The organism is Bacteroides caecigallinarum (assembly GCF_016902295.1).
Classification (GTDB): Bacteria; Bacteroidota; Bacteroidia; order Bacteroidales; family Bacteroidaceae; genus Phocaeicola; species Phocaeicola caecigallinarum_A.
In genome coordinates, this window is record NZ_JACJLQ010000009.1 from 71,192 (window position 1) to 95,902 (window position 24,711).

Consider the following 24,711-nt stretch of genomic DNA (forward strand, 5'->3'; position numbering starts at 1 on the left):
ACCCGACTACGAGACAGGAAGAACACCTGACGACATATAAACCACGGCAGCCACAATGACAATCATAAAGACTTCGGAAACTCTGTTTATACGGATAGCCACATCAGCATCCCCGCATACAAACTTACGATTGTTACTGCCGATAAATGGTTTATACACCAATTCCCCGAAATAATTGTGAGGACCTCCAAAACGGCAATTCAAGATACCGGCAAGCGCAGCCTCCGGATAACCGGAATTAGGACTTGCGTGCTCATGCCCGTAACGAAGCACAAATCTCAACAGCGACGGACGTCCGGAAGCCATTACCATCAGAAAAGCAGTGATACGTGCCGGTATAAAATTGGCGGCATCGTCAATCTTTGCCGCACAATATCCAAACAGTCTATAGCGTTCATTCTTGTACCCTATCATCGAATCAAGGGTATTTATCATCTTGTATGTCAGCATGCCCGGTACCCCCAGCAGCATAAACCAGAATAACGGAGCAATCACCCCATCACTCAGATTTTCAGCCAAGGTTTCCAGTGCAGCGGCACGTACTTCCTGACCGTCAAGCTCGTTTGTATCCCTGCCTACAATACGTGCAACCTGCTTCCTGCCTTTTTCAAGCGACACTTCCATGGCATCGAATACCATCCTGACCTCGTCTATCAATGTCTTTCCTGCCAGACAATAGAACACTGCAACTGACGAAAGAAGCACACCAGCCCAGTTACTACATGAAGAAACATATTTCAGGAGAAAATAGGATGCCGTAAAAACAACCGCTATAAGAAGCAAGGCCGTAAACGCTCCCTTGATACGGCGGAAACGTCCACTATTCAGTCTATGTTCGAAAAAGCGAATCATATTTCCAAAACCTACCACAGGATGAGGCAGCCAAAGAGGGTCACCCAACAACTTGTCCAACACTACTCCCACAAGCAACGGCAACAATACATTCAACGTATGCAAATCCATTCTTTAATACAATTAATCAGTTCATCATTTTCTTCAGGCATCTGTACGGCAATCCTGAAGAAACGTTCATCAAGTCCATCGAAATTCGAAGCGTCACGAATCAAGATTCCTTTTTCCACTGCCAGGAAAGTTTTCAGTTCCGAAGCCTTACCTTTTTTCAGGCGCACAAGCATATAGTGAGTATCCGATTTCATGACATCCATCTCCCCTGTCATTTCCAGAGCAGAAGCCACACGGTCTTTCTCACGGAGCAACGCAGGCAAATCGATTTCAAACTCATCATGATGAGTCAGCAGATAATGGCCTGCCGATATGGCAAGAGCATTGACAGACCACGGCATCTTGCACTTCTTCAAGCCATTTATCAGTTCCAGATTTCCGGTAACTCCACCCAATCTGAGCCCCGGAATGGCAAAATGCTTTGTCATGGAATGAAGCAACAGCACATTCGGCAACATAACAGTTTCCTTAGCCGACAATAACGGGACAGCAGTAAACGCCTCGTACGACTGGTCTATTACAAACAGGCATCCCGGATTATTGACTATCATCTTACGGAGTTCATACACATCCACGGCTTTCCCTGTAGGATTGTTAGGATTACATATCCAGCAGATGTCGCAACCGGAAATATCCATCCGCTCAAAAGAATAAGCCTTTATGATTTCATGCGAATGCAACCCACACGCATCAGCATATTCGCTGAATGTAGGCATCAGAATTATCGAACGGCTTTTCCTGAAAGCCTGGGCTATAAGATAAATAGCCTCGGTAGCTCCGTTTGTGACACAAATCGAAGCATCCACAATATCCAGTTGCTCCGCCCACAATCTTTCCAGGGAATATGGCTCCGGTTCAGGATAAGAACGTATGCATGATATCACACTGCACAAATAGGCATTAAGCCCGTCATGAGAAACACTTCCATAAACATTCGAGCTGAAATTCATACGGATTCCATTCCTGTACTGAAAAATATCATCACCGTGTCCTTTAATCATTATCTGAAAGTATTTTATACAACAATGGCATATTTATGTGCGAACGAACATGAGCAGCCAGCCTGTCATACTGTTCTTCCTTAAATGATAGATAATCGGATATATTTCCTTTTTCAATGTCTGTATAAGGCGCCAACAGATAATTGACAACAGCTTCATTATCCAATATACCATGCATATACGTACCAAAACATTTCTCTCCCACTCTCCATCCTTCGGCTGTTCCATCCTGCAGATAATTCAAAGGAACTGCATCACTGTCAGCCGATAAAATGCTTTGTCCCATGTGAATCTCATACCCTTTGCAGATATCTCCGTCCGGGGCCAGAAATCTGAATTCAGTCTGACGGGTAACCTTTTCCGAATGCATGACAGTAGAAACAGGCAACAATCCAAGTCCCGGCAAACGGTTTATTCCTCCTTCCACACCGTCCGGATCTTCTACATACAGTCCCATCATCTGATAACCTCCACAGATACCGAAAACGGTTGCTCCGTTTCGTGCCGCCCTGACTACAGCCTCGGCCACCCCGTTCCGGCGCAACTCCAGCAAATCATCCAGAGTACTTTTTGTTCCGGGCAATATCACTATGTCAGCTTTGCTTATCTCCTCGGTATTATTGGTATAATACAGATTTACACGCTCGTCCCGCTCCAAACGGTTGAAATCAGTAAAGTTTGACAAATGGCGCAACAATACGACCGCTATGTTGACCTTTCCGCTTACCGCCGCACGCTGTTTCTGCTGCAATTCCAGAGAGTCCTCCTCTTCTATATAGATATCCTTATAATAAGGAATCACGCCAAGCACCGGCACGCCACAAGTTTCCTCCATCATTTTCACACCTGATTCAAACAGGCGCAAATCGCCACGGAACTTGTTTACTATTATTCCCTTTATGCGCTTGCGGTCTTCCGGCAACTGCAGTGCAATAGAGCCGTAAGCACTGGCAAACACACCGCCACGGTCGATATCCGCCACCAGAATTACATCCGCACCGGCATACCTTGCCATCGGCATATTGACAAGATCCGTATCCCTAAGATTAATTTCGGAGATACTTCCCGCGCCTTCCATCACTATAGGATTATAACGTGCCGCCAGTCTGTCGAAAGCGGCACATACCTCACGGCGCAACTCGTCCCTTCCCTCCTTGCTGAAATATTCATACGCACTGCGGTTACCTAAAGGTTTTCCGTTTAGAACTAATTGTGCAATACAGTCTGAACTAGGTTTCAATAAAATGGGATTCATATCCGTATGACACGGCACTCCAGCAGCTTCAGCCTGTACAGCCTGCGCCCTGCCTATTTCCAGCCCTTCGGGAGTGGCATACGAATTGAGAGCCATATTCTGTGCCTTGAAAGGAGCCGGACGATAACCGTCCTGCAAGAAAATCCTGCACAATGCCGTTGCCAGAACACTCTTACCCACATCACTGCCTGTGCCCGCCAGCATCAAAGGATGTAATCGTTTGATATGTATAGTCATTATTTTTTATTCATTTATTAAACGGTCGCAAAAGTACGAATAAACCAATTAAGTAAATATATAGTCTGACGTAAAAAAATATTATTTCACCAAACTTTTTTCTGATATTTATGGTTATTATATTTGCAGGATATAATTAAACACCAAATAAAGATGATAACCAACAACGACATGCTGTTGGCCTTCGGGCTTACACTTATAGCAGGACTGTCAACCGGCATAGGCAGCCTTATAGCATTGCTGTCGAAAAAGACAGACACACGGTTTCTGTCGGCGTCACTGGGACTGTCGGCAGGAGTAATGATTTATGTATCATTCATGGAACTTATGCCGGAATCCGTGCATCTGCTCAGCGGAATATACAGCGAACGCGAAGCTTCGGTATATATGCTCCTGGCCTTTTTCATAGGTATAGGGCTTATAGCACTTATAGACTTCCTGGTTCCTGAAGATGAGAATCCGCATGAGATACATTCATCGCAAGGCAATGATAAGAAGCTGAAGCGGACGGGAGTAATGATGGCGCTTGCCATAGGAATACATAATTTCCCGGAAGGACTTGCAACATTTACATCGGCACTTACCGACCTTGAAATAGCCATACCTATTGTGTTTGCAATAGCCATACATAATATACCTGAAGGCGTGGCTGTGTCTGTTCCTATCTATCACTCCACAGGAAGCCGCAGGAAGGCATTCTGGTATTCATTCCTGTCGGGAATGGCTGAACCTATCGGCGCACTGATAGGAATACTTTTCCTCATCCCCTTTTGGACTCCTTCAATCAATGCGCTGCTTCTGGCTCTGGTTTCAGGAATCATGGTATATATATCATTCGATGAGCTGCTGCCAAGCACAGAAAAGTACGGACATCACCATTGGGGAATTACCGGTGTAATCTCCGGTATGGCAATAATGGCGGTAAGCTTGTTGCTGATATAACATAAAGAAAGCAAATACCTGATTTTGTGTTAAAACAGGCTTTTAATTTCTATTTTCAAAGAAAAATATGTACATTTATAGACATAAACCTATAAAACCTTATGTTTATGAGAAAGTACATTGCAGAACTATTAGGCACTATGGTCCTTGTATTGCTGGGATGTGGTAGTGCAGTATTTGCCGGCGGTACAGCCGACATAGTAGGTGCAGGAACAGGAACTATCGGAGTTGCGTTAGCTTTCGGCTTATCAGTAGTAGCTATGGCATATTGTATTGGAAACATTTCCGGATGCCACATAAACCCTGCCATCACTTTCGGGGCATGGATAAGTGGCAGGATTGATACGAAAGACGCCTTTATGTACATAGTGTTCCAGATTGTAGGAGCTATCATAGGGGCTATGATATTGTCGATACTGGTTGGAACCGGCGGACACGCAGGACCTACAATGACAGGAGCCAACACTTTCGACAACGGAGAAACAGCACAGGCATTCATCGCCGAAGCGGTATTTACTTTCATATTCGTACTAGTGGTATTGGGTGCGACTGACGAGAAGAAAGGCGCAGGAAACATGGCAGGACTGGCAATCGGACTGACACTGGCACTGATACACATTGTATGTATCCCTATTACAGGAACATCTGTAAATCCGGCAAGAAGTATAGGTCCGGCCATCATGGAAGGCGGACAGGCACTCAGCCAGCTCTGGCTGTTCATCGTAGCGCCGCTGGTTGGTGCGGCATTCAGCTCACTAGTATGGAAATTCATAGGCGGAGGCAAACGTTAAAAGTCCGGCAAGTTATTATCACATAAACCTTGTATTTGAACAAAAACATAGTTCCAGTACAAGGTTTTTTGTTTTGTCAAATACATTTATGATAAAATAAAAGGGCAAAAACAAAGAAAAATGGGTCTTTTTTTGGGATTTAATATATAATCAAGTAATTTTGCTTGACATAGAAACAAGCATAAAATATGACACATTTAGAAAAACTGGATTATATACCTCAAAACATAGACCTGATGGCAGGAATGGATATTACAGGAAATATCAAACATCTGTTCAAAATTCCGTCAAAAGTTCCGGGATATATGTTTCTGTTATGTTTCAAGGGAACATGTTCAATAACAGTACATCTCACACAATACACAATGAAAAAAGGGACATTGCTTATATTGCTGCCGGACCTTTATTTTCAGGTATTGGAACAAAGTGATGACTGTAAATTCATTTTTGCCGGATTTGCCACAGAGCTTGTGAGGAGCTCGTCACTATTCTCAAAATCAATAGAATACACCCCTTTTATTTTCGAAAAGCCTGTTTTGCAACTTGACAAAAAAGCATTTGACCTCATGTACAGCTATATGAGGATAATTATCAAAGCAAAAAACATATCAGTCAATATTATCACACAGGAGCAGGCAGCACTGACTTTCACACAGCTGATTTTGGGACTTGGAAATCTGATTAAGAACGGAAAGAGTGTAAACCAGCAATATAACAGAAACCAGGAAATAGTGAAAGAACTTGTCAGAACTGTGGTAATGAACTATCATACGGAAAGAAACGTAAGTTTTTATGCTGACAAGATGCATCTGTCGCCACAGCACCTTAGCACTACAATAAAGAAGATTACGGGAAAGACCCTGACAGACATCATATCTTCATTCATTATAAATGATGCGAAAGCAAAACTGAAATCTACGGAAATGACGATTCAGGAGATAGCCTACTCGCTGAACTTCCCTGACATCTCTTTCTTCGGAAAATATTTCAAAAGATATACAGGCATGTCGCCTAAACAATACAGAAACACTGAATTATAAAAAAAGATTCGTAATAACTTAAACAGCGTTTAAACGGTAATTAAGTACTGTTTAAACGCTGTTTAATGTTATAAGAGATTGAAAAAATTACCTGATTCCAGATTTTAATCCTTGATTTCTTCAATCGGAGTTATATCTACTATGTTTTCCTCTTCTTTCATTACTTTTTTCTTAAAACGTATCAGCCTTATCAGGTCAGTAAGAGAATAGACTATAGCGGAAACACCAAGTATGGTAAAAGGAAGTGTTGCAGCCTGGAACGGATTTGCCAAAACCACTATACCAGCCAATAATACCAATACAGGAACAACATACATCAGAAACGGCACTTTGGTGATACTGCGTACCGATATGAAATTAAACAATTGAGAAAGTCCTGCCAGCACCAATAATACACCAAGTACATACATCAAAGTGGTAATGAAAAAGTCAGGCATAATCATAAGCCAGAATCCCAACAAAGCACTACCTACCGCAGCAACCGGAAATACAGATTTTATGCCGGCCTCTTGCCTACGCTTTGCAGTTGCCAGATATCCAAACACACCTATAAGCCCGGGTAGCATGAACAGTACTCCAATTGTTATAACAAGATAGCGTACTGCTTCGCCTGGCCATACCACTAACAGAATGCCTATTATAAGAGCACATATACTGCTCAACGCATAGTAATTAAAGTTTCTCATAACCAAAATTTTGTTTTTATTGTCAACACGAATTTAAGTATATATTGCATAAATAACAAAAAAATCTCCAATTTGATTACGTCATATACCTACTTATAGGTATTTTTAAGTATAATTTTACCAATTTATAGGTATTGACGTAACGTATAAAAGCCGATATCTTTGCCATGACTTAAAAAACTATAAAAGGACATAAAATCATGGCAACAGGAAGAATCTTATTTACGGCCGTGTTCTCGGCCCTTACACTCAATGCCGCATTTGCCGACAACAGTGCAGAAAACAAGAAAGAGGAAAAGAAAGAAAGCAGACTTACATTCGGAGGATATGGCGAGGCTGCATACAGCAGAAACTTCTTCAGCGACAACTATCTCAGATATACAGACGCGAAGAACTATAAGGGTGAAAGCCACGGCAGATTTGACCTTCCGCATGTGGTATTCTACGTAGGTTACGACTTCGGCAAAGGATGGTCGCTGGGAAGTGAAATCGAGTTCGAGCACGGAGGAACTGAAAGCGCCGTTGAAATAGAAGAGGAAGAAGCCGGCGAATACGAGAGCGAAATAGAACGCGGAGGCGAAGTGGCACTCGAACAGTTCTGGATTCAGAAATCTTTCTGTAAGGAATTCAATATCAAGATGGGACATATCATAGTACCTGTGGGAGGGACAAACCAGCATCATATGCCAACCGAATTCTTCGGAGTCTACCGTCCGGAGGGTGAAAACACTATTATGCCTTGTACATGGCACGAAACAGGAATCAGTCTTTGGGGACAGGCAGGAAAATGGAGATACGAGGCCATGTTACTGCCGGGACTTGATTCCGATCGTTTCAACCGTATGAACTGGATTCAAGGCGGAGCAGGAAGCCCATATGAATTCAAGATTGCAAACGCCATGGCTGGAGCTTTCAGAGTGGATAATTATTCTATTAAAGGACTTCGACTTTCAGTGAGCGGATATGTAGGCAACTCGTTCAGCAACACTCTGAGCAGAAGCAAAAAGGAGAAGTTCAAGAATGTAAAAGGTACAGTAGCTATCGGAGCATTCGACTTCGGATATAACGGTCATAACTGGATAGTGAGAGGTAACTTCGACTATGGCCATCTGTCCGACGCTCAGCTGATAAGCGAATACAATATGGGAATGAGCAGCAACTCCCCTTCCCCAAAACAGGCAGTAGCATCTGATGCCATTGCTGCAGGAATAGAAGCCGGATACGACCTTTTCTCTCAGTTCGAAAAGACAAGGGCAAAGGACCAGAAATTCTACATCTTCGGAAGATACGATTATTATGACTCAATGCACAAAACCAGCGGACTGAAATACGAATACTGCGGAAGAAACCGCATAGCGGCAGGTATCAACTATTTCCCAATGAAACAGATTGTCATCAAGGGGGAATATTCCATAGGACTTCTGAAAGATATTTACAATAACGAGCCTGCCGTATCGCTTGGCATAGCCTACGCAGGATTCTTCACAAGATAATCCACAAAAAACAAACATGTATAACTTTAATTCAACAACTAAAATGAAAAGTATTTTAAAGACTTCTGCCTTTATAGCAATGAGTGCTATCATGGCAACATCAATGACATCGTGCGATGAAAACAATGGTGAAAACCCAGGCGAATTGTCTGCAAAGGAGCAGACACTGAAAGATGCTGTTACTCCCTACGTGAACAACACCGTAATCACCACCTACAAGAGTATGGCTGATGCGGCCATCAAACTGATGAATGCATGCAATGAAGCGAAAGACAAATTCGACGGCGACAAGAGCGGTGCCCAGGAAAAGATTACAGAAGCCGGTAACTACTGGAAGGAATCAAGAAAATACTGGGAGCTGAGCGAAGCATTCCTTTTCGGTGCAGCAGCCGATTATAACATCGACCCGCATATCGACTCATGGCCTCTTGACAAGGTGGCACTGGAACAGCTGCTCAACAACCAGGGCATGATGAACGCCATCGGTGAAGGCGGCGGTGCATACGTAAGTGCAAACCTGGGATACGGTCTGCTTGGTTTCCATGCCATTGAGTATATGCTCTTCCAGCTTAACGCGTCAGGCGACAAGTCATCGGCAAGAGACGTAAATTCACTAAACAAAAACCAGATGATTTACATGGCAGCTGTGGCTGAAGACCTGTGCTTCCAGTGTGTACGCCTCGAAGCTTCATGGGCAGGCATGGACAATGTATCATCCGAAAAACAGACAATACTTACCGACAACGAACTTGAACCGACATTCAATTACGGAGAAAGCATGCTAAATGCAGGTCAAGGCGGTAGCAAATACGTCAATTACACTGATGCCGCTCAGGAAATCCTTCAAGGCTGCATCGACATTGCCGACGAAGTGGCTGAACAGAAAATGGGACGTCCTGCCAACGGAAGTAGCGAAGAGGATAAGAACTATATCGAATCGCCATACAGTCTCAACTCTATTGTTGACTTTGCGGATAATATCCGAAGCATCAAAAATGCATACGAAGGCAGCAACGACGGAGACAAGTCCGTGAGCGACTTCATCGCATCGGTAAATGCGGAAAAAGATAAAGCTGTAAAAGACGCTATAGCAGCCGCAATAACATCTATAGAGAAAATTCCTGAACCATTCGCAAAGAATGCTACAAGCCAGACTACCAAAGATGCCATAGCAGCAGTGGCTAAAGTATCAAATACACTTAGTGAAGCAGCAAACGTATTGAATGAAAATTAATAATAAATATTTACAGTTACAGTTACAGTGTAAAGTGTGTAACCATAGTGTTATACACCTTTCACTGTTTAACAAAACATAGACATGTATTAAACATCCTTTAAATGTAAAATAACTAACTTATGAAGAAATTTTATTTACTTGCAAGTACAGCGTTATTTGCCGGACTGACTGCATGCCAGGACAATACCGGCGACACACCGGATAACGGCAACCAGCCAGGTGAGCTTCCTGAATGGTACTACACAGGCGGTGAATTAGGCACAGCTTTTCTGGCAACCTCTAATGCCTTAGAACAACCAACTCCGGCAGTAGAACAGGCCGGCATGGACAGCCAGTTCAAGAACGGAGAAGCACTATTTGAAAAACCTTTCATGAGTAATCATGACGGAGTGAGAAACGGACTAGGTCCTGTGTACATACGAACATCGTGTATACACTGCCACCCAGGATACGGACACGGGAAGAGACTTCCTGCCGGAACATTCGAAACAAACAGCATAGGAAACGGATGTCTGCTGGTAGTTTATAATCCACAGACAGACGCATACGTAAGCTGGCTTGCAGGTATGCCACAGACACATGCGGTGGAACCATTCAAGGCTCCTCTGGACGAAAGCAAGATAACTGTGGAATGGAAAAACCATACAGACCAGTGGAACAACACATTCCCCGATGGTGAGAAATACGAACTGCAATATCCCGAAGTAAAAATACCTAAAGAAGCAATTTATGTAGTCAATCAAGGATATACCCTGCCGGAAGACTATGCCGTAAGATTGGAATCAACTATCGGCATCTATGGAACAGGACTTCTTGATGCCATCTCCGGTGAGGACCTGAAAGCCGAATATGCCAAACAGGAAGCCGACGGACTTTTGCCAAATGGAATAAACCCGGCATTCTTCAAGAACGGAGAGTGGGTTAAACAGTACAGCAACACAAAGCCGACAGATATTCTTCCAGGAACAGTGAAAGAAGAGCATCCATTCAAGTTCACATACGCCCTTAGCCGCGGACCTTTGCAGGACGCCGCAGGATCAAACGCTTTGTGGAATATCACAAACGTGACAAGAACAAACAGAAGATACCACTACCTTGACGCAGCAGGAACATACGCCAAATATTCTGCAAAAGACCCTGAAGTACAGGCTGGATATAAGGATTATATCGAGCAGGCTGACCCTGAAAAGAATCACCCTACATGGCATCCGGCAAGCGAAAATCCGGAAGATATAGAAGCAGCCATACTTGCTTATCTCACCTCGAAAGAACTTGACGTGGAAATGAGCGACGAGGATTACGTGGATTTCATGGTATGGCACAGAGGTCTTGCAGTGCCGGCAGCAAGAAATGTTGACGACCCGGATGTACTGAAGGGTAAAGAACTCTTCGAACAGATAGGCTGCACATACTGCCACAAACCGTCATGGACTACGGGCGACGACAATTTCTACGACCCTAACGGTATTTTCAGCAAAGGTGACAGCCGCCTTCCTAAATATCCTAACCAGAAGATATGGCCTTACTCGGACATGATTCAGCACAAGCTTTACATGGAGAATGATATCCGTACAGGATGGTGCCGAACCACTCCGCTTTGGGGAAGAGGATTGCACCAGAGATGTACAGGCTCAGCTACAGCGGACAGACTTCATGACAACCGGGCACGAAACGTAATAGAAGCAATCATGTGGCATGGCAACGAAAAGAGTGATGCATACTATACCGTGCAGAAATTCAGGGAGTTATCAAAAGAAGACAGAGATGCAATAGTAAAGTTTATCGATTCGATATAAGATATAAATATACAAGACTGTCCTCCCATCTGCACATCGGAGGACAGTCTTTCAAACAGACATTCGCTATATATGACCAACAAGTTGCTGAAAATATCCAAACAGACTACTATCATAACTATTTCGCTGCTGATAATAATCATGGTGTCAGCCACAATAGCAGAAAAAACATACGGCACACCATTTGTCAGCCAACATTTCTATTCTAACCCTATTTTCATTGCATTATGGTTTGTAGCCGCCATTTCCGGCACAGTATATATTCTAGAACGGAAACTGAATAAACGGACAATCACTTTCTGCATGCATGCCTCCTTCATCATTATACTGTCTGGTGCTTTCATAACACACATCTTCGGACTACAAGGTAGCATACATCTCAGAATGGACGAAAATCCGAAACAGAGTTTCAGGACATCAGACGAAACAGAACACGAACTACCTTTTTGTATTTCGCTTAAGGAATTCCGAACAGAATACTATTCAGGCACTTCAACACCCATGGATTATGTAAGCACAATATCAATACACGACGGTTCGGATACGGAAGGAACAGTCTCGATGAACCGTATATTCAAACACAGAGGTTACCGTTTCTACCAGTCGGGATATGATGCCGACGGAAAGGGAAGCACACTATACGTAAGCCACGACCCGATTGGCATTGCCGTCACTTACACGGGATATTTACTCCTCTTTCTTTCAATGATACTGTTCTTCTTTGAAAAGAAATCCGCTTTTAAGAAAAGGATTTCTGCAGTGTTCATATTACTCATCATACCATTTGCGTCATTGTTTGCCGAAAACAAACTGCCACCTACTCTCCCTGCCGGTACAGCTGAAATCTTCGGAAACATACGCGTAAATTATAACGGCCGGATAGCCCCACTGCAAACCCTTGCCATTGATTTCACAAAGAAGATATACGGAGAGAAAAGCTACGAAGATCTGTCGGCAGAACAAGTACTGACGGGATGTTTCTTCTATTACGACTACTGGAAAGAAGAGCCATTTATCCGCATAAAAAGTAAATATGTTCAGAAAGTACTGGGCGTAGAAAGCAAGTATGCCAAACTGACGGACTTTATAGGGACAGACGGATTTAAAATAGACAATAAGCTGAAAACCGAGAAAGACAGAAAGCGCATCCGCGAACTGGAAGAGGCAGCGGAGAAAATCAGTCTGATAAGCTCATTATGTACCGGAAATCTTCTGAAGATATATCCGGTATTCGACAATGAGAAAGGTGCATATACATGGTACTCAATTCCCGACAATCTGCCATCGGACATTGAGCGCGACAAATGGCTGTTCATAAGATACAGCATGAACTATATCGCAGAGAAAGTGGCAATGAAAGATTTTGACGGAACGGAAAAACTGACAGACAAAATCATAAAGTTTCAGGAAAAGGAAGCCGGAAACTCGCTGCCATCGAACACAGAATTTAAGGCAGAGAGGATATACAATTCGTTTGCCAATCTGAAACTGCTCGCCATGTTCTGTCTCACAATAGGTATATTCGGCTATATATTCCAGATTTATAATGTGGTAAAGGGAAAAGGAAAGAGCGGAACAAACCGCTACATGTATATACTGCTGTTCCCTACCCTCATCTACGTGTCGGTGATTATTGCGCTTAGATGGATTATAAGCGGACACATACCTGTTTCAAACGGTTTTGAAACGATGCTGATAATGTCAGTAGTTTCAATTCTGTTCAGCATTATTTTCTACAGACGCATGAACAATTCCGTATCGGTAGGCTATATGATTTCCGGACTCGCACTGCTGGTCGCAATGATGGGCGACAGCAATCCTGCCATAACACCGCTTATGCCGGTTCTGTCATCGCCTCTCCTGAGCATACACGTTATGTCCATCATGATTTCTTACTCCCTGTTTGCCATCATGATGCTGAACGGAATCTCTGCCGAAATTCTTCACAGAAGCGGAAACAGAAGCAATGAGGTCTGCAATCTGGAAAACAACAGCCGCATAATCCTTTATCCGGCAGTATTCCTGCTAGTGTTCGGGATTTTTATCGGAGCAATATGGGCAAACGTGTCGTGGGGAAGATATTGGGGCTGGGATCCTAAAGAGGTATGGGCACTCATAACGATGCTGATTTACTCTTCGGCACTGCATACCGAATCTATCCGTTTTTTCAAAAGCCCGATGTTCTTCCACCGTTTCTGCATACTGGCTTTCATATCGGTGCTGATTACTTATTTCGGAGTAAACTTTATACTTGGAGGGATGCACAGTTATGCTTGAGTAAACAGAACATAAACAACAAATAAACACTCACTAAACAGTATTTAAATGTAACTTTATCAAACAAAATGCCCGGCAAACACTGATTATATAGCGTTTACCGAGCATTTAATATCTGTTTGAATACTGTTTAATTACTATTCAATAGTATCAATAAACTTCTACCTTTGCCGCAAGCGACTTACATTTGTCACGCAGGGCATCAAGATTTCCGCCTACTTTATCGTAGCATACCACAACACCCATACGACGATTCAACTTAGTAAATGGCTTGCCGAATATACGTAAGTATGTATCAGGCTGTGAGCATACATTTTCTATTCCTTTATAGCGAGGGGTATCCTTGCTTGCTATAGGTGAAAGAATTACCGCACTTGCACCGATATGTTCCTGAGTGATTCCCGGTATAGGCAATCCGAGGATGGCATACAGATGAAGTTCAAATTCGTTAAGGTTCTGAGTATTTGCCAGTGTCACCATACCTGTGTCATGTGGACGTGGAGAAAGTTCTGAGAAGTAAACGCCATTATCGTGGCTCAGGAAAAACTCTACTCCCCAAAGTCCGTAACCTGTAAGTGCTTCTGTAACCTTAGCTGCCATCTGCTGAGCCTCAGCCAAGTGTTCAGGAGCGATGCGTGCAGGCTGGAAACTTTCGCGGTAGTCGCCACCCTTCTGAACATGACCTATAGGAGGACAGAACAATGTAGGACCGTTCTTCTGAGTTACAGTAAGAAGTGTAATCTCGCTGTCGAACTTGATGAACTCTTCTACAATGAGTTCCTTAATGTCACCACGGCTTCCGCTGCATCCATAATCCCATGAATACTGAAGATCCTCCGGACCTTTGGCTACAGACTGTCCTTTTCCTGAAGAAGACATCAATGGTTTGATAACACAAGGATAACCTATCTTCTCGGCAGCTTCTTTAAGTTCTTCGTATGATTTGGCATAGAAATATTTGGCAGTCTTAAGTCCCAGTTCTTTTGCAGCAAGATCGCGAATAGCCTTACGGTTCATTGTGTAGTTTACGGCACGGGCACTTGGAACGACCTGAATTCCTTCTTGTTCCAAATGGAAAAGACGTTCCGTACGGATAGCTTCTATTTCAGGTACAATAATATCAGGACGATATTTTGCTACAACCTTGTCAAGCGCTTCTCCATCAAGCATACTGAACACCTCACAAGCGTCGGCAACCTGCATTGCGGGTGCACCGGCATAAGAATCACATGCAATTACATACTGTCCCAATCTTTTGGCAGCAATTACAAACTCCTTACCCAATTCTCCGGAGCCAAGCAAAAGTATTTTTTTAGTCATAATTATAAGAGTTTTAGTCTATATATCTGCAAAGATAGTGCAAACCGAGTGAAATACAAAGTGAAAACAAAGTTTTCAACATTTAATTCCGAGGTGCAGCCCATCTTATCTAAAGATAACATTTTTCCTAAAATATTATACCTTGATTTTATATTATTCTGTTCAATATAAAATGTGAAGGCTGTATGATGAAAGGAGCCTGAGATACCAATATTATGCTTATTACAGCTGCAATAATCCAAAGAAATATCAAAAAAATCTTTACAGGAGTTGACATTGGCTCTTTCTTTCCTGCAACATGCAATATAAAATGGATAATGCCCACAATAGGTATTCCAATGACTAATAATCCACACAGAACCATTGTCACTGCAGCTCCTGTTGATGTACCCACCATATCCCAGTTAATGTAAGGCAATGCTTCATAGAAGAATGCCGGCACACTAACTAAAACTCCTGTCGCTGCCATTAACAATGCAAAAAGTACTATCAATGATACTAACACTACAGGAGCGAGGCATATAGCAAGTACAACCAGGAATAATTTGAGAATAAAACCTACAACAGCAAAAAAAGCGTTTCCAAGTTTTTCAAGGAATGTTCGAGGCTTACCAGAATGGACGTAGTCATTCATCCTTTCGAATCCGTCGGTAACGGTTTTTCCTATATTCTCCATATTTACAGGCTCACCCCTCATCTGAAGTTTCTCAGTAGCCGTCCGGGCCATAGGTATTATTATCCAAGCAATAATATACGCAATGATAAAGCCATGAAAGAATATTCCGCATATAAGAGTTATTATTCGCGTCCATGCCACATCCCAACCGAAATATGAAGCAAGTCCGGACAGTACACCTCCAAGAATCTTGTCATCTGGATCTCTGAACAGACGGCGTTTAGCCGTATTATCTGAATATGTATTCCTACTTGACTTAGAACCATCACCGCCAGTATCTCCTTCTGAATTTATCTCTTCAGGCTTACCCATTCTGGCTATCACTTCCTCAACATTTTCTATTGTAATGACTTGCTGTCCACGAGTTATATAGTCTGAAAACAATTCAGAAATACGTGTTTCCATATCACGTATAATTTCTTCCTCACCTTCTTCGTTACGGAAATGGTACTTCAAATTATTCAAATAGTTGTCAAGCAGTACATACGCATCTTCATCTATATTAAAGACCGTACCACCTAAATTTACCGTTAATGTCTTTTTCATTTTGATTCAATAGTTAAAAGTTCATTTCTTAAATGATTTACTGTATCGGAAAGTTCATCCCATGCCGATTCAAGTTCGGACAATACTCCTTCTCCATCTGACGTAAGACTATAATACTTACGTGGTGGTCCCTGAGTTGATTCAATCCATTCATAAGAAAGAAGACCATCATTCTTCAGTCTTGTCAGCAGCGGATAAAGAGTTCCCTCTACAACAATCAGTTTCGCTTCTTTCAGCTTCAATATTATATCCGAAGCATACGACGGTTCCCTATGCAGTAACAGGAGAATACAATACTCAAGCATCCCCTTACGCATCTGAGACTTTACATTGTCAACATTCATAAATATTTATATTGATTTATTTGTTTAGCACAAATATATGTATAATTCAACTACCTTGTATTGCAAAGTACTTGATATATTCATTTTTTCAGCATAATTAACAGTGAAGACCGTTATAATGAATTGTATAAAAAGTTATTTTTGCAATTGTACAAATAAAAAAACGACTAAATATGGTTTCAATTAGAAAAGCTACAACAGAGGATATCCCACTGATAAACAAACTTGCTTGGATAGCATTTCCTGCTACATACCAGGATATCCTGACCAAAGAACAGATTGATTACATGATGGACTGGATGTATTCGCCGGAAAATCTCCTAAAACAGATGACAGAAGAAGGGCATGTATATTACATGGCTTTCACCGACAATGAGCCTGCCGGATATGTATCAATACAGAAAGAAGCAGAAGATTTGTTTCATCTTCAGAAAATATACGTCTTGCCAAAGTTTCAAAAGGAGCATATAGGAAAATTATTATTCTGTAAAGCCAAGGAAGCTGTAAAAGAAATAAACAAGAAACCATGCAGGATGGAACTCAACGTAAACCGCAATAATAAGGCACTTGGATTTTATCTCCACATGGGCATGAAGAAAGCGTCGGAAGGTGATTTCGATATTGGAAACGGATTCTATATGAACGATTATATAATGTCAATCGATATAGAATAAAAAAATGCATGCAGTAATCGGAAAAGATTCACACTGCATGCATTTTTTATCTTATTAATATAATACTATGAATTACTGATGCTGGTCTCTCAGCAAGTCATTAACAGTCTTTACAGGATTGAAAGTGCTCAATGGAACTTCCACAAAAACAGTACTCCAGTCGCTCATCGAACCATTCCACAATCCTGGAAGTTCAAGCGCCTTAAGTTCTTTACCGCCTTTTGACTTGTATGAAATAAAGCCTGTAGCCTTGTCAACATAGTTCACAAGATTGAACTTATTGCCTTTATAATCGCGAATAGCGCAAACTAAATCAACAGGATTGAAGTGAGTACCCTTCTCGAACATAGCTTTCTTTTCAGGATCGTTCATGTCAATCTGTGAACTTTCCAGAATCTGCAAAGAGACACTTCCATCAGGATTATAGGCAAGGAACGGACCACCACCAGGTTCGCCGACGTTCTTAACCATACCACATACACGCATAGGACGGTTAAGTTTCTTACGCAAATAGATAACCAAATCGGCATCTTCCAAGTCCTTAATATCATCCTTACGGCAATGCAACTGTTGCTGGACAAAACGGATAATGTTTTCAAGTTCATCATGACGGTAATGTCCACTGTCAAGAAGCTGCAAATATTCGAAAGCCTGTTTCTGAAGTGTAACCAATACTCCGGCAAGTAATTTCTTATAAGTAACGGTATCAGCTTTCAGTCTGTCAGGAACAACGTTGTCGATATTCTTGATAAATACTATATCAGCATCAAGGTCATTAAGATTTTCAATCAAAGCGCCATGACCACCCGGACGGAACAACAGTTTTCCATTATCACGGAAAGGCTTGTTTTCCATATCAGCAGCCACAGTGTCTGTACTTGGTTTCTGTTCAGAGAAACTGATGTTATATTTTATACCATATTTGGCAGCATATTGCGCTACTTTTTCATCAACAAGTTTAGCGAAAAGTTCACGATGTTCAGTAGAAACGGTAAAGTGTACATTAACTTCCCCGCTCTTTCCTGCTGCATAAAGCGCACCTTCTACAAGATGTTCTTCAAGAGGAGTACGTGCTCCGTTTTCATATTTATGGAACTTAAGCAAGCCTTTAGGAAGTGAACCATAATTCAATCCTGCGGACTCAAGCAGGTTGGCCACAACAGCCTTATAGTTACCTTCAGCTACCAATGCATCGATACCTTTACCGTTATTCTTTACGCAAGCGGCGTCAAGATCGGCATAAAAAGCGAAATTCTTGATATTGTTGAAGAATTTCTTTTCGAAATCAGTAGTTGGAACATCATAATCTGCACCCAGGAACTCAAACATATTCTTAAACATACGACTCGCGGCACCTGATGCAGGCACAAATTTAACGACTTTCTTATCGCTTTCCTTATACGAGTCCCATGCCGCAAGATATGTCTTTTGAGCATCCTCGCCTATCAACATGATACCACGGTTTTCTACAGATGCAGCCGCAAATAGTTTCAAATAAGGGAAACCTTTCTCAAAACAAGCTAACTGTTCGGCAATCTGCTGCTCGGAAATGCCTTTTTTAGCCAATAAATCTTTGTCTTCTTGTGTTAACATATTGTATAAATTAAGTAATGAATTCGTTCTATGGTATATAAATCAGTTCAAAATTATAAAAAAGAACGAAATATAACACATATAAATAAGAAAAAAACTACCTTTACACGGAAGAAAAAAGATTAAGCCATGGAAGAAACCGCTTTTTTTAACAAAAACGAAAAAGAACAACTTGTTTCACTATATAAGAAACTGCTAAGACTATCAAAAGATACACTGCAAAAGGACGATTGCAGAAAAATAAAATCACACCTTATCAAGGTGATGAAAGACGGAAGCATCCCAAGAAATGCCTTTGGAATGAATCCGATAATCAAGGATATGCAGACTGCTGTAATAGTTGCCGAAGAAATAGGTATGCGCCGTGCGTCAATACTCGGAATAATGTTGCACGAGTCTGTAAAATATAATTTGTGTACACTTGAAGAAGTAAAAAACGAATATGGCGAAGACGTTGCAATAATAATCAAAGGATTGGTGAAAATAAACGAGCTATATGCCAAAAGCCCTACAATAGAATCCGAGAACTTCAGAAACTTGCTGTTGTCCTTCGCCGAAGACATGAGAGTGATACTTATCATTATTGCTGACAGGGTGAACCTCATGCGTCAGATAAAGGACAGCGAGAATGATGAAGCCAGAATCATGGTCTCAAACGAAGCGGCATATCTATACGCTCCGCTTGCACACAAACTCGGACTATACAAGCTAAAATCCGAACTTGAGGATTTGTCATTGAAATATACACAACATGATATATATTATCACATCAAGGACAAGCTTAATGCGACAAAAGCAGCCCGCGACAGATACATCGACGCATTTATAGAACCTATAAAGAAGAAATTGGAAGAAGCCGGACTCAAGTTCCACATGAAAGGCAGAACCAAGTCTATTCACTCCATTTATCAGAAGATGAAAAAACAGGGGTGCCCTTTCGAAGGTGTATATGACCTGTTTGCTATCAGAATTATCCTCAATTCAGAACTTGACAAGGAAAAACAGGAGTGCTGGCAGGCTTACTCCATCGTTACTGATATGTATCTTCCTAACCCTAAACGTCTTCGCGACTGGCTGTCTGTTCCTAAAAGCAACGGATACGAATCATTACACATCACCGTAATGGGTCCTGAAGGGAAATGGGTTGAAGTACAGATTCGTACCGAAAGGATGGACGAAATAGCAGAGAAAGGATTGGCCGCACACTGGAGATATAAAGGAATAAAGGGCGAGACAGGACTTGACGAGTGGTTGAACTCAATACGCGAGACGCTTGAAAATGCCGACAGCGACCTTGAAGCTATGGACCAGTTCAAACTCGACCTGTATAAGGATGAAGTGTTCGTTTTCACTCCTAAAGGCGATTTATACAAACTGCCTCAGGGAGCGACTGTTCTTGACTTTGCTTTTACAATCCATACCAACCTGGGAAGCAAATGTATCGGAGCAAGGGTTAATGGAAAGAATGTACAACTCAAACAGATACTGAACAGTGGAGACCAGGTTGAAATAATGACTTCGAGCACACAGGTACCTAAGCAGGACTGGCTGAATTTTGTTACTACTTCGAAAGCAAGAACAAAAATCAGACAGGCATTGAAGGAAATTGCCGCCAGACAGACACAGTTTGCGAAAGAAACCCTGGAACGTAAATTCAAGAATAAAAAGATTGAATATGACGAATCCATACTTATGAGACTCATCAAAAAAATGGGTTTCAAGACTGTTACCGATTTCTATAAAAGCATATCCGACGAAAGCAGTGATATAAACAATATTATAGAAAAATATCAGGAGTTACAGAAACGAGAGACAGAACAACGTGATGAAGTGATATACAGAAGCGCTGAAGGATACAACCTGCAGCAGAACACAGAGTTGAAAGATTATTTCAAGGACGATGTATTGGTTATTGACCAAAACCTGAAAGGTATTGACTTCAACCTTGCAAAATGCTGTAATCCTATTTATGGCGACGATGTATTCGGATTTGTTACCATATCAGGCGGCATAAAAATCCACCGGTGCGACTGTCCAAACGCTCATGATATGAAGTCGCGCTTTCCGTACAGAATTGTACGCGCAAGATGGGCGGGCAAGAGCCAGGGCAAGCAATATCCTATTACACTGAAGATTGTCGGTCATGACGATATTGGTATAGTAACTAATATAACGTCAATAATAAACAAGGAAAACAATATCCTTTTAAGGTCTATAAGTGTAGATTCAAACGACGGACTATTCTCCGGAATGCTGACGGTAATGGTGGACGATACATCAAAACTTGAGGCTTTGATAAAGAAACTGAGGACAGTAAAAGGTGTCAAACAGGTGAACCGAGGTTAAAATCAGCACTATACAGGAAACATCTGTTAATTTTACCGCAAAACATGTACAGAGAATAATTTAAAAAGTAAATTTGCAACGTTAAATATAAAACCCAATAATATGAGAAAGTTCATTCTTACCACATTAATGCTTTTTATGGGTATTGTAATGGTAGTAGCAGCAGGCACAGCTGAAATTAAATTCGAAAATACCACTCACGATTTCGGCAGTTTTTCCGAAAGCAGTCCGAAGGTGACATGCACATTCAAGTTTACAAACGTAGGCGACGGTCCGTTAGTGATACACCAGGCTATAGCAACATGCGGATGTACCGTACCACAATATCCCAAAGAACCGATACAACCGGGAGAAAGCGGTGAGATAACTGTTACATACAATGGTGCCGGAAAGTTCCCCGGAAGATTCCAGAAAACTATAACATTACGTACTAACGGAAAGTCTGAAATCACCCGTCTGATAGTAAAAGGTGATATGATGCCTGCGGCTGCTGACGCAGAATAAAAAAATAAACAATAGAATATATAAAGAAATAGGCTGTCATGCGTGACAGCCTATTTCTTTATATATCTTTCAATTATTTTCTATCGACTATGTTCTTAAATATAGAGCCGAATATTATATACTGTGTGTTACCAGCAATTGTACCTTCATTCTGTCCCCACAAGAAAGGCCAGTCATCGAAATTTTCGAAATGGTCCGGCTTACGGAAAAGTAATCCAGGAGCGACATTGCCAGGGATGAATGAAAAGTCAGCCCTATTATTACCATAAAATACCTTCTTAGGACGTGCTGCTCCAACTGCCGCGACAAACGAATAATTATGATAAGGATGACAACCGAACATCCAGTTGGCGGCGCGATATACCTCATCTTTCTTCACTATTTCCGGATAATAATAATGAGCGAAACATACTGCTGTTCCAAAACTGAGCACCTGATTGCTTCCTGCCCAGTTTCCAAGACCAATAGGCACACCGTATGGATTCTGCTTGTCAAAACCACTAATGTATTTTGCAAATTTCTCTACGTATGGTTTCAGTTTGTCACGGTAAGCTTCATCCATATAAGGAATAGCGTCTAATGCTGTCTGAATATTAAATTCAAGATTCCGGTCCAATCCGCTCCATATTTCCTTCATAAAGGCATCAAGATATTTTTTATCGCGCGTAGCGGCATATAACTGCATATTGGTGGCCGCAAATCCGTATTTCCTTTGGTCTGAGGATTTTTTATCAGACAATTTCATTAATTCCTCAGCCTCCTGCATCAGACGCTTTGACTGCTTCAACGCTCTTGCGGCCAGACTGTCATTATAGCCTTCGAGTGCATGGGCAGCAGCCGCAAACATAGTCGCCGCACGCATATCGAGCTCAGGATTTCTCGTTGTAAATGCCCACATGTCATCGGGAGTTCCACTCCGTTTGCCATCAGCTGACACTTCATAAGGTTTTAAAGAAGGATCATAATGTAACCCGTCGGTTATGGATGCCGCATCACCAAGATGATGATAATTGTCCAGCACTGAGTTTGACAATGTAGAAGCCATGTGACCAATCTGTTCAGCCTGTGCCACCAGATTTAATGTTCCGTGTTCAATATATTGCATTATATCAGGTTTACCGTCTGGACAATGCAAATCAACATAACGTTGCTGTTCGCTTACGAATGTCTCGTCACGCTGTGGTTTGAATAATTCCCATGTACGAATGAAGTTTTCCACAACATTAATATTCGAACCCGTCTCAATATCAAAATCACCCGCATCGAAGAAACCACCGACATTCAAACCCGGTATAAGCTCCAAAGGTTTGTATTTAGTATCAGTAGTTGGTCCCTGATAATGCAAATCAAAGTGGTCGCTTGGAGGAGCCTGCAGATATCCTTCCTTAAACGGTTCGCCATGCCATACACGGTACGCTTCGTTCACATACATGTGATTCATGTGTATAGGAACCCATACATCTGTTGTAGCATCTGTTATCTTATCATATACATGGCTATCAATAATGAAATTGTTAGTTTTGACAGTGTCATACTGTATATAATATACACCCGGAGTTTTCACATCCGAAAAGTCGAACTTTACGTAGTTATACTTGAAATAATCTCCCCACGTTTCTATCTTTCCTTCATAAGCTTTAGACACTGTTCCGTCTTCATTTATTCGCATAAGGGCGGCAACATTTTTGGGAGTATCATTCTTGTCCAGTTCTATAACGCTTACCTTTGGCTGCTCGGGAGTATATCCCACCTGACAAAAGCCGATATTAGGTTTGCGAATCCAACCATCAATGGCGTTTGGCTTAACTGTCCAGCTTACCACCTTTCCGGTCTTGTTTTTGGGAAGGACACTTCTTAATACAAACCATCCATTCTGCGCCAGCATACGGCCGTCATATAATTCCAACTCAGAATCACTGCTATTAATACTTATCATTCTTTCAGGATCATCCATCGCCATTGTTATATTATGACCTGTTTCAATAGGCAATGGATTGATAAAACGCCCGGTTCCTCTGTCGTCGTAAGTCTTAAAACCTTTAAACTGTCTTGGTTTCTCACTGTTGGGACGCGTAACGGTCTGACTGCTGGCATAACGCGGAAATCTGTTCAGACGACCATCCATAAGGAACGTCTTAAGCCAATATCTTGAGGGCAAGAACTCTAAATTTAGGCCGGCTTTGCCTGCCAGTTCTTCCGGAACAGGACTGTCAAGCCAGACTGCAATTTCTACAGTCTCGCCTTTTGAGGTGACTACTATCCTACTGTCAAAATCATAATCTTCATAACGTAACCCAACCTCAATTACACCTTTCTCGCGGTCCACATTCCTGAAAGTCATCTTGGGGACAAGATCCCATTGCTCAGGTGTGCTGTTCAATCTGACCGCACCTCCCTGGATACTCCGGATACCATGTTGTATGATTTCAATACCGGAATTTTTTTCATCATTAAACCCACCATCAAAACTATTGCTGAATACCAGCACATTGATGCCTTGTTTTTCAAAATACCCTTTATCGTTCAGCTTCAGGTCCTGTGCCTGAGCAAAAGTAGTGGCCAATAGGCCAAATGCTAAGAAAATGTTTTTCATGTTGTTTTTCATATAAATAAGAATATTTTTTAGACTGTATTATAAAGGCTATGTTTAATCCACACATTCGTTTTTTTAAAAATATTAACAAAAGTGAGAATAAAAAAGAGCTGCATTGCACATTGACAATACAACTCTTTAATCGTTAATTTTGAAGTCATATAATCACAGTTCTAATCTACGATTATTGGGACTTAGACTTTTTAAAAAAACATGGCCGCGTTTTAACTTAAACATGGCCGTGTTTGAGATTGAACACGGCCATGTTTTTTTCAAGCCATTTGGAAGCTTGACTATGCCTAAATTTACTTTACACTTTTATTGGTTTATTACTAAAAAAGTTCACTACACTTCTTCAACTTTCCTGATAAACTTTACATGAAGAATTTCTGTTCCT

General features: G+C 41.7%; 19 protein-coding genes. 10 read left to right on the forward strand and 9 right to left on the reverse strand.

All coding sequences use genetic code 11. The features are described 5' to 3' along the window. Positions 1-6 precede the first annotated feature (6 nt). The 3 genes from cbiB to H6A27_RS04590 are packed head-to-tail and all read right to left on the reverse strand — an operon-like array spanning position 7 to position 3,456. Entirely contained in the window at positions 7-963 is a 957-nt protein-coding gene (gene cbiB, locus H6A27_RS04580) for an adenosylcobinamide-phosphate synthase CbiB (protein ID WP_204507860.1), read from the reverse strand. After that, positions 945-1,964: an aminotransferase class I/II-fold pyridoxal phosphate-dependent enzyme gene (locus H6A27_RS04585; RefSeq protein ID WP_204507861.1), complete on the reverse strand. Its 1,020-nt coding sequence runs from the start codon at positions 1,962-1,964 to the stop codon at positions 945-947. Before H6A27_RS04585 ends, cbiB begins: the two co-directional genes overlap by 19 nt. Beyond that, complete coding sequence (locus H6A27_RS04590) at positions 1,957-3,456, reverse strand: cobyric acid synthase (protein WP_239469570.1); 1,500 nt, start codon at positions 3,454-3,456, stop codon at positions 1,957-1,959. The genes H6A27_RS04585 and H6A27_RS04590 overlap by 8 nt, the downstream gene beginning before the upstream one ends. A gap of 153 nt (positions 3,457-3,609) precedes the next feature. Between H6A27_RS04590 and zupT the strand changes: the two genes are divergently transcribed. The 3 genes from zupT to H6A27_RS04605 all read left to right on the forward strand — a co-directional run bounded on the left by zupT (position 3,610) and on the right by H6A27_RS04605 (position 6,229). Then, positions 3,610-4,398, forward strand: a complete 789-nt coding sequence (gene zupT, locus H6A27_RS04595; protein WP_154042915.1) for a zinc transporter ZupT — start codon at positions 3,610-3,612, stop codon at positions 4,396-4,398. Positions 4,399-4,505: 107 nt separating this feature from the next. After that, positions 4,506-5,189 carry an MIP family channel protein gene (locus H6A27_RS04600; RefSeq protein ID WP_204507862.1) on the forward strand — a complete coding sequence of 228 codons (684 nt, stop codon included), beginning with the start codon at positions 4,506-4,508 and terminating at the stop codon, positions 5,187-5,189. Between the two features lie 188 nt (positions 5,190-5,377). Continuing rightward, positions 5,378-6,229, forward strand: a complete 852-nt coding sequence (locus tag H6A27_RS04605) for a helix-turn-helix domain-containing protein (protein WP_204507863.1) — start codon at positions 5,378-5,380, stop codon at positions 6,227-6,229. 104 nt (positions 6,230-6,333) lie between these two features. Here H6A27_RS04605 and H6A27_RS04610 read toward each other — a convergent pair whose 3' ends face one another. Then, positions 6,334-6,915: an HdeD family acid-resistance protein gene (locus tag H6A27_RS04610; RefSeq protein ID WP_204507864.1), complete on the reverse strand. Its 582-nt coding sequence runs from the start codon at positions 6,913-6,915 to the stop codon at positions 6,334-6,336. Between the two features lie 200 nt (positions 6,916-7,115). On the opposite strand from H6A27_RS04610, the gene H6A27_RS04615 reads away from it, so the two are divergent. The 4 genes from H6A27_RS04615 to H6A27_RS04630 all read left to right on the forward strand — a co-directional run bounded on the left by H6A27_RS04615 (position 7,116) and on the right by H6A27_RS04630 (position 13,718). Then, complete coding sequence (locus H6A27_RS04615) at positions 7,116-8,408, forward strand: hypothetical protein (protein ID WP_204507865.1); 1,293 nt, start codon at positions 7,116-7,118, stop codon at positions 8,406-8,408. Between the two features lie 43 nt (positions 8,409-8,451). After that, the gene (locus H6A27_RS04620; protein ID WP_204507866.1) at positions 8,452-9,642 is read left to right on the forward strand and encodes an imelysin family protein; all 1,191 of its coding nucleotides are present in this window, start codon (positions 8,452-8,454) and stop codon (positions 9,640-9,642) included. 122 nt (positions 9,643-9,764) lie between these two features. Further along, complete coding sequence (locus H6A27_RS04625) at positions 9,765-11,441, forward strand: di-heme oxidoredictase family protein (RefSeq protein ID WP_204507867.1); 1,677 nt, start codon at positions 9,765-9,767, stop codon at positions 11,439-11,441. Between the two features lie 72 nt (positions 11,442-11,513). Continuing rightward, positions 11,514-13,718: a cytochrome c biogenesis protein CcsA gene (locus H6A27_RS04630; RefSeq protein ID WP_204507871.1), complete on the forward strand. Its 2,205-nt coding sequence runs from the start codon at positions 11,514-11,516 to the stop codon at positions 13,716-13,718. Positions 13,719-13,868: 150 nt separating this feature from the next. Here H6A27_RS04630 and purT read toward each other — a convergent pair whose 3' ends face one another. The 3 genes from purT to H6A27_RS04645 form a co-directional block, all read right to left on the reverse strand. Further along, positions 13,869-15,038, reverse strand: a complete 1,170-nt coding sequence (purT, locus tag H6A27_RS04635; protein ID WP_204507872.1) for a formate-dependent phosphoribosylglycinamide formyltransferase — start codon at positions 15,036-15,038, stop codon at positions 13,869-13,871. A 148-nt stretch (positions 15,039-15,186) separates the two neighbouring features. Then, positions 15,187-16,260: a PspC domain-containing protein gene (locus H6A27_RS04640; RefSeq protein ID WP_204507873.1), complete on the reverse strand. Its 1,074-nt coding sequence runs from the start codon at positions 16,258-16,260 to the stop codon at positions 15,187-15,189. Beyond that, on the reverse strand, positions 16,257-16,604 hold the full coding sequence (locus tag H6A27_RS04645) for a PadR family transcriptional regulator (RefSeq protein WP_204402815.1): 348 nt from the start codon (positions 16,602-16,604) through the stop codon (positions 16,257-16,259). Before H6A27_RS04645 ends, H6A27_RS04640 begins: the two co-directional genes overlap by 4 nt. Before the next feature lie 173 nt (positions 16,605-16,777). Between H6A27_RS04645 and H6A27_RS04650 the strand changes: the two genes are divergently transcribed. After that, positions 16,778-17,278: a GNAT family N-acetyltransferase gene (locus H6A27_RS04650; protein ID WP_204507874.1), complete on the forward strand. Its 501-nt coding sequence runs from the start codon at positions 16,778-16,780 to the stop codon at positions 17,276-17,278. 72 nt (positions 17,279-17,350) lie between these two features. Here H6A27_RS04650 and H6A27_RS04655 read toward each other — a convergent pair whose 3' ends face one another. Further along, on the reverse strand, positions 17,351-18,871 hold the full coding sequence (locus H6A27_RS04655) for a DUF4301 family protein (RefSeq protein ID WP_204507875.1): 1,521 nt from the start codon (positions 18,869-18,871) through the stop codon (positions 17,351-17,353). A gap of 129 nt (positions 18,872-19,000) precedes the next feature. Here H6A27_RS04655 and H6A27_RS04660 point away from each other — a divergent pair, with 129 nt between their 5' ends. Together H6A27_RS04660 and H6A27_RS04665 are read left to right on the forward strand one after the other, a co-directional pair. After that, positions 19,001-21,217 (forward strand): RelA/SpoT family protein, encoded by a 2,217-nt coding sequence (locus H6A27_RS04660; RefSeq protein ID WP_204507876.1) that lies wholly within the window; start codon positions 19,001-19,003, stop codon positions 21,215-21,217. 102 nt (positions 21,218-21,319) lie between these two features. After that, on the forward strand, positions 21,320-21,721 hold the full coding sequence (locus H6A27_RS04665; protein ID WP_204507877.1) for a DUF1573 domain-containing protein: 402 nt from the start codon (positions 21,320-21,322) through the stop codon (positions 21,719-21,721). A gap of 73 nt (positions 21,722-21,794) precedes the next feature. Here H6A27_RS04665 and H6A27_RS04670 read toward each other — a convergent pair whose 3' ends face one another. After that, positions 21,795-24,314 (reverse strand): glycoside hydrolase family 9 protein, encoded by a 2,520-nt coding sequence (locus tag H6A27_RS04670; protein ID WP_204507878.1) that lies wholly within the window; start codon positions 24,312-24,314, stop codon positions 21,795-21,797. Positions 24,315-24,711: the final 397 nt, after the last annotated feature.

What these genes read in the sequence shown, in the direction of transcription:
- H6A27_RS04655 (WP_204507875.1), bottom strand. Translation starts at nt 18,871, where the DNA reads ATGTTAACACAAGAAGACAAAGATTTATTGGCTAAAAAAGGCATTTCC.
- H6A27_RS04585 (WP_204507861.1), bottom strand. Translation starts at nt 1,964, where the DNA reads ATGATTAAAGGACACGGTGATGATATTTTTCAGTACAGGAATGGAATC.
- H6A27_RS04665 (WP_204507877.1), top strand. Translation starts at nt 21,320, where the DNA reads ATGAGAAAGTTCATTCTTACCACATTAATGCTTTTTATGGGTATTGTA.
- H6A27_RS04670 (WP_204507878.1), bottom strand. Translation starts at nt 24,314, where the DNA reads ATGAAAAACATTTTCTTAGCATTTGGCCTATTGGCCACTACTTTTGCT.
- H6A27_RS04600 (WP_204507862.1), top strand. Translation starts at nt 4,506, where the DNA reads ATGAGAAAGTACATTGCAGAACTATTAGGCACTATGGTCCTTGTATTG.
- H6A27_RS04590 (WP_239469570.1), bottom strand. Translation starts at nt 3,456, where the DNA reads ATGACTATACATATCAAACGATTACATCCTTTGATGCTGGCGGGCACA.
- H6A27_RS04610 (WP_204507864.1), bottom strand. Translation starts at nt 6,915, where the DNA reads ATGAGAAACTTTAATTACTATGCGTTGAGCAGTATATGTGCTCTTATA.
- H6A27_RS04660 (WP_204507876.1), top strand. Translation starts at nt 19,001, where the DNA reads ATGGAAGAAACCGCTTTTTTTAACAAAAACGAAAAAGAACAACTTGTT.
- H6A27_RS04640 (WP_204507873.1), bottom strand. Translation starts at nt 16,260, where the DNA reads ATGAAAAAGACATTAACGGTAAATTTAGGTGGTACGGTCTTTAATATA.
- H6A27_RS04625 (WP_204507867.1), top strand. Translation starts at nt 9,765, where the DNA reads ATGAAGAAATTTTATTTACTTGCAAGTACAGCGTTATTTGCCGGACTG.
- purT (WP_204507872.1), bottom strand. Translation starts at nt 15,038, where the DNA reads ATGACTAAAAAAATACTTTTGCTTGGCTCCGGAGAATTGGGTAAGGAG.
- H6A27_RS04605 (WP_204507863.1), top strand. Translation starts at nt 5,378, where the DNA reads ATGACACATTTAGAAAAACTGGATTATATACCTCAAAACATAGACCTG.
- zupT (WP_154042915.1), top strand. Translation starts at nt 3,610, where the DNA reads ATGATAACCAACAACGACATGCTGTTGGCCTTCGGGCTTACACTTATA.
- cbiB (WP_204507860.1), bottom strand. Translation starts at nt 963, where the DNA reads ATGGATTTGCATACGTTGAATGTATTGTTGCCGTTGCTTGTGGGAGTA.
- H6A27_RS04650 (WP_204507874.1), top strand. Translation starts at nt 16,778, where the DNA reads ATGGTTTCAATTAGAAAAGCTACAACAGAGGATATCCCACTGATAAAC.
- H6A27_RS04620 (WP_204507866.1), top strand. Translation starts at nt 8,452, where the DNA reads ATGAAAAGTATTTTAAAGACTTCTGCCTTTATAGCAATGAGTGCTATC.
- H6A27_RS04630 (WP_204507871.1), top strand. Translation starts at nt 11,514, where the DNA reads ATGACCAACAAGTTGCTGAAAATATCCAAACAGACTACTATCATAACT.
- H6A27_RS04615 (WP_204507865.1), top strand. Translation starts at nt 7,116, where the DNA reads ATGGCAACAGGAAGAATCTTATTTACGGCCGTGTTCTCGGCCCTTACA.
- H6A27_RS04645 (WP_204402815.1), bottom strand. Translation starts at nt 16,604, where the DNA reads ATGAATGTTGACAATGTAAAGTCTCAGATGCGTAAGGGGATGCTTGAG.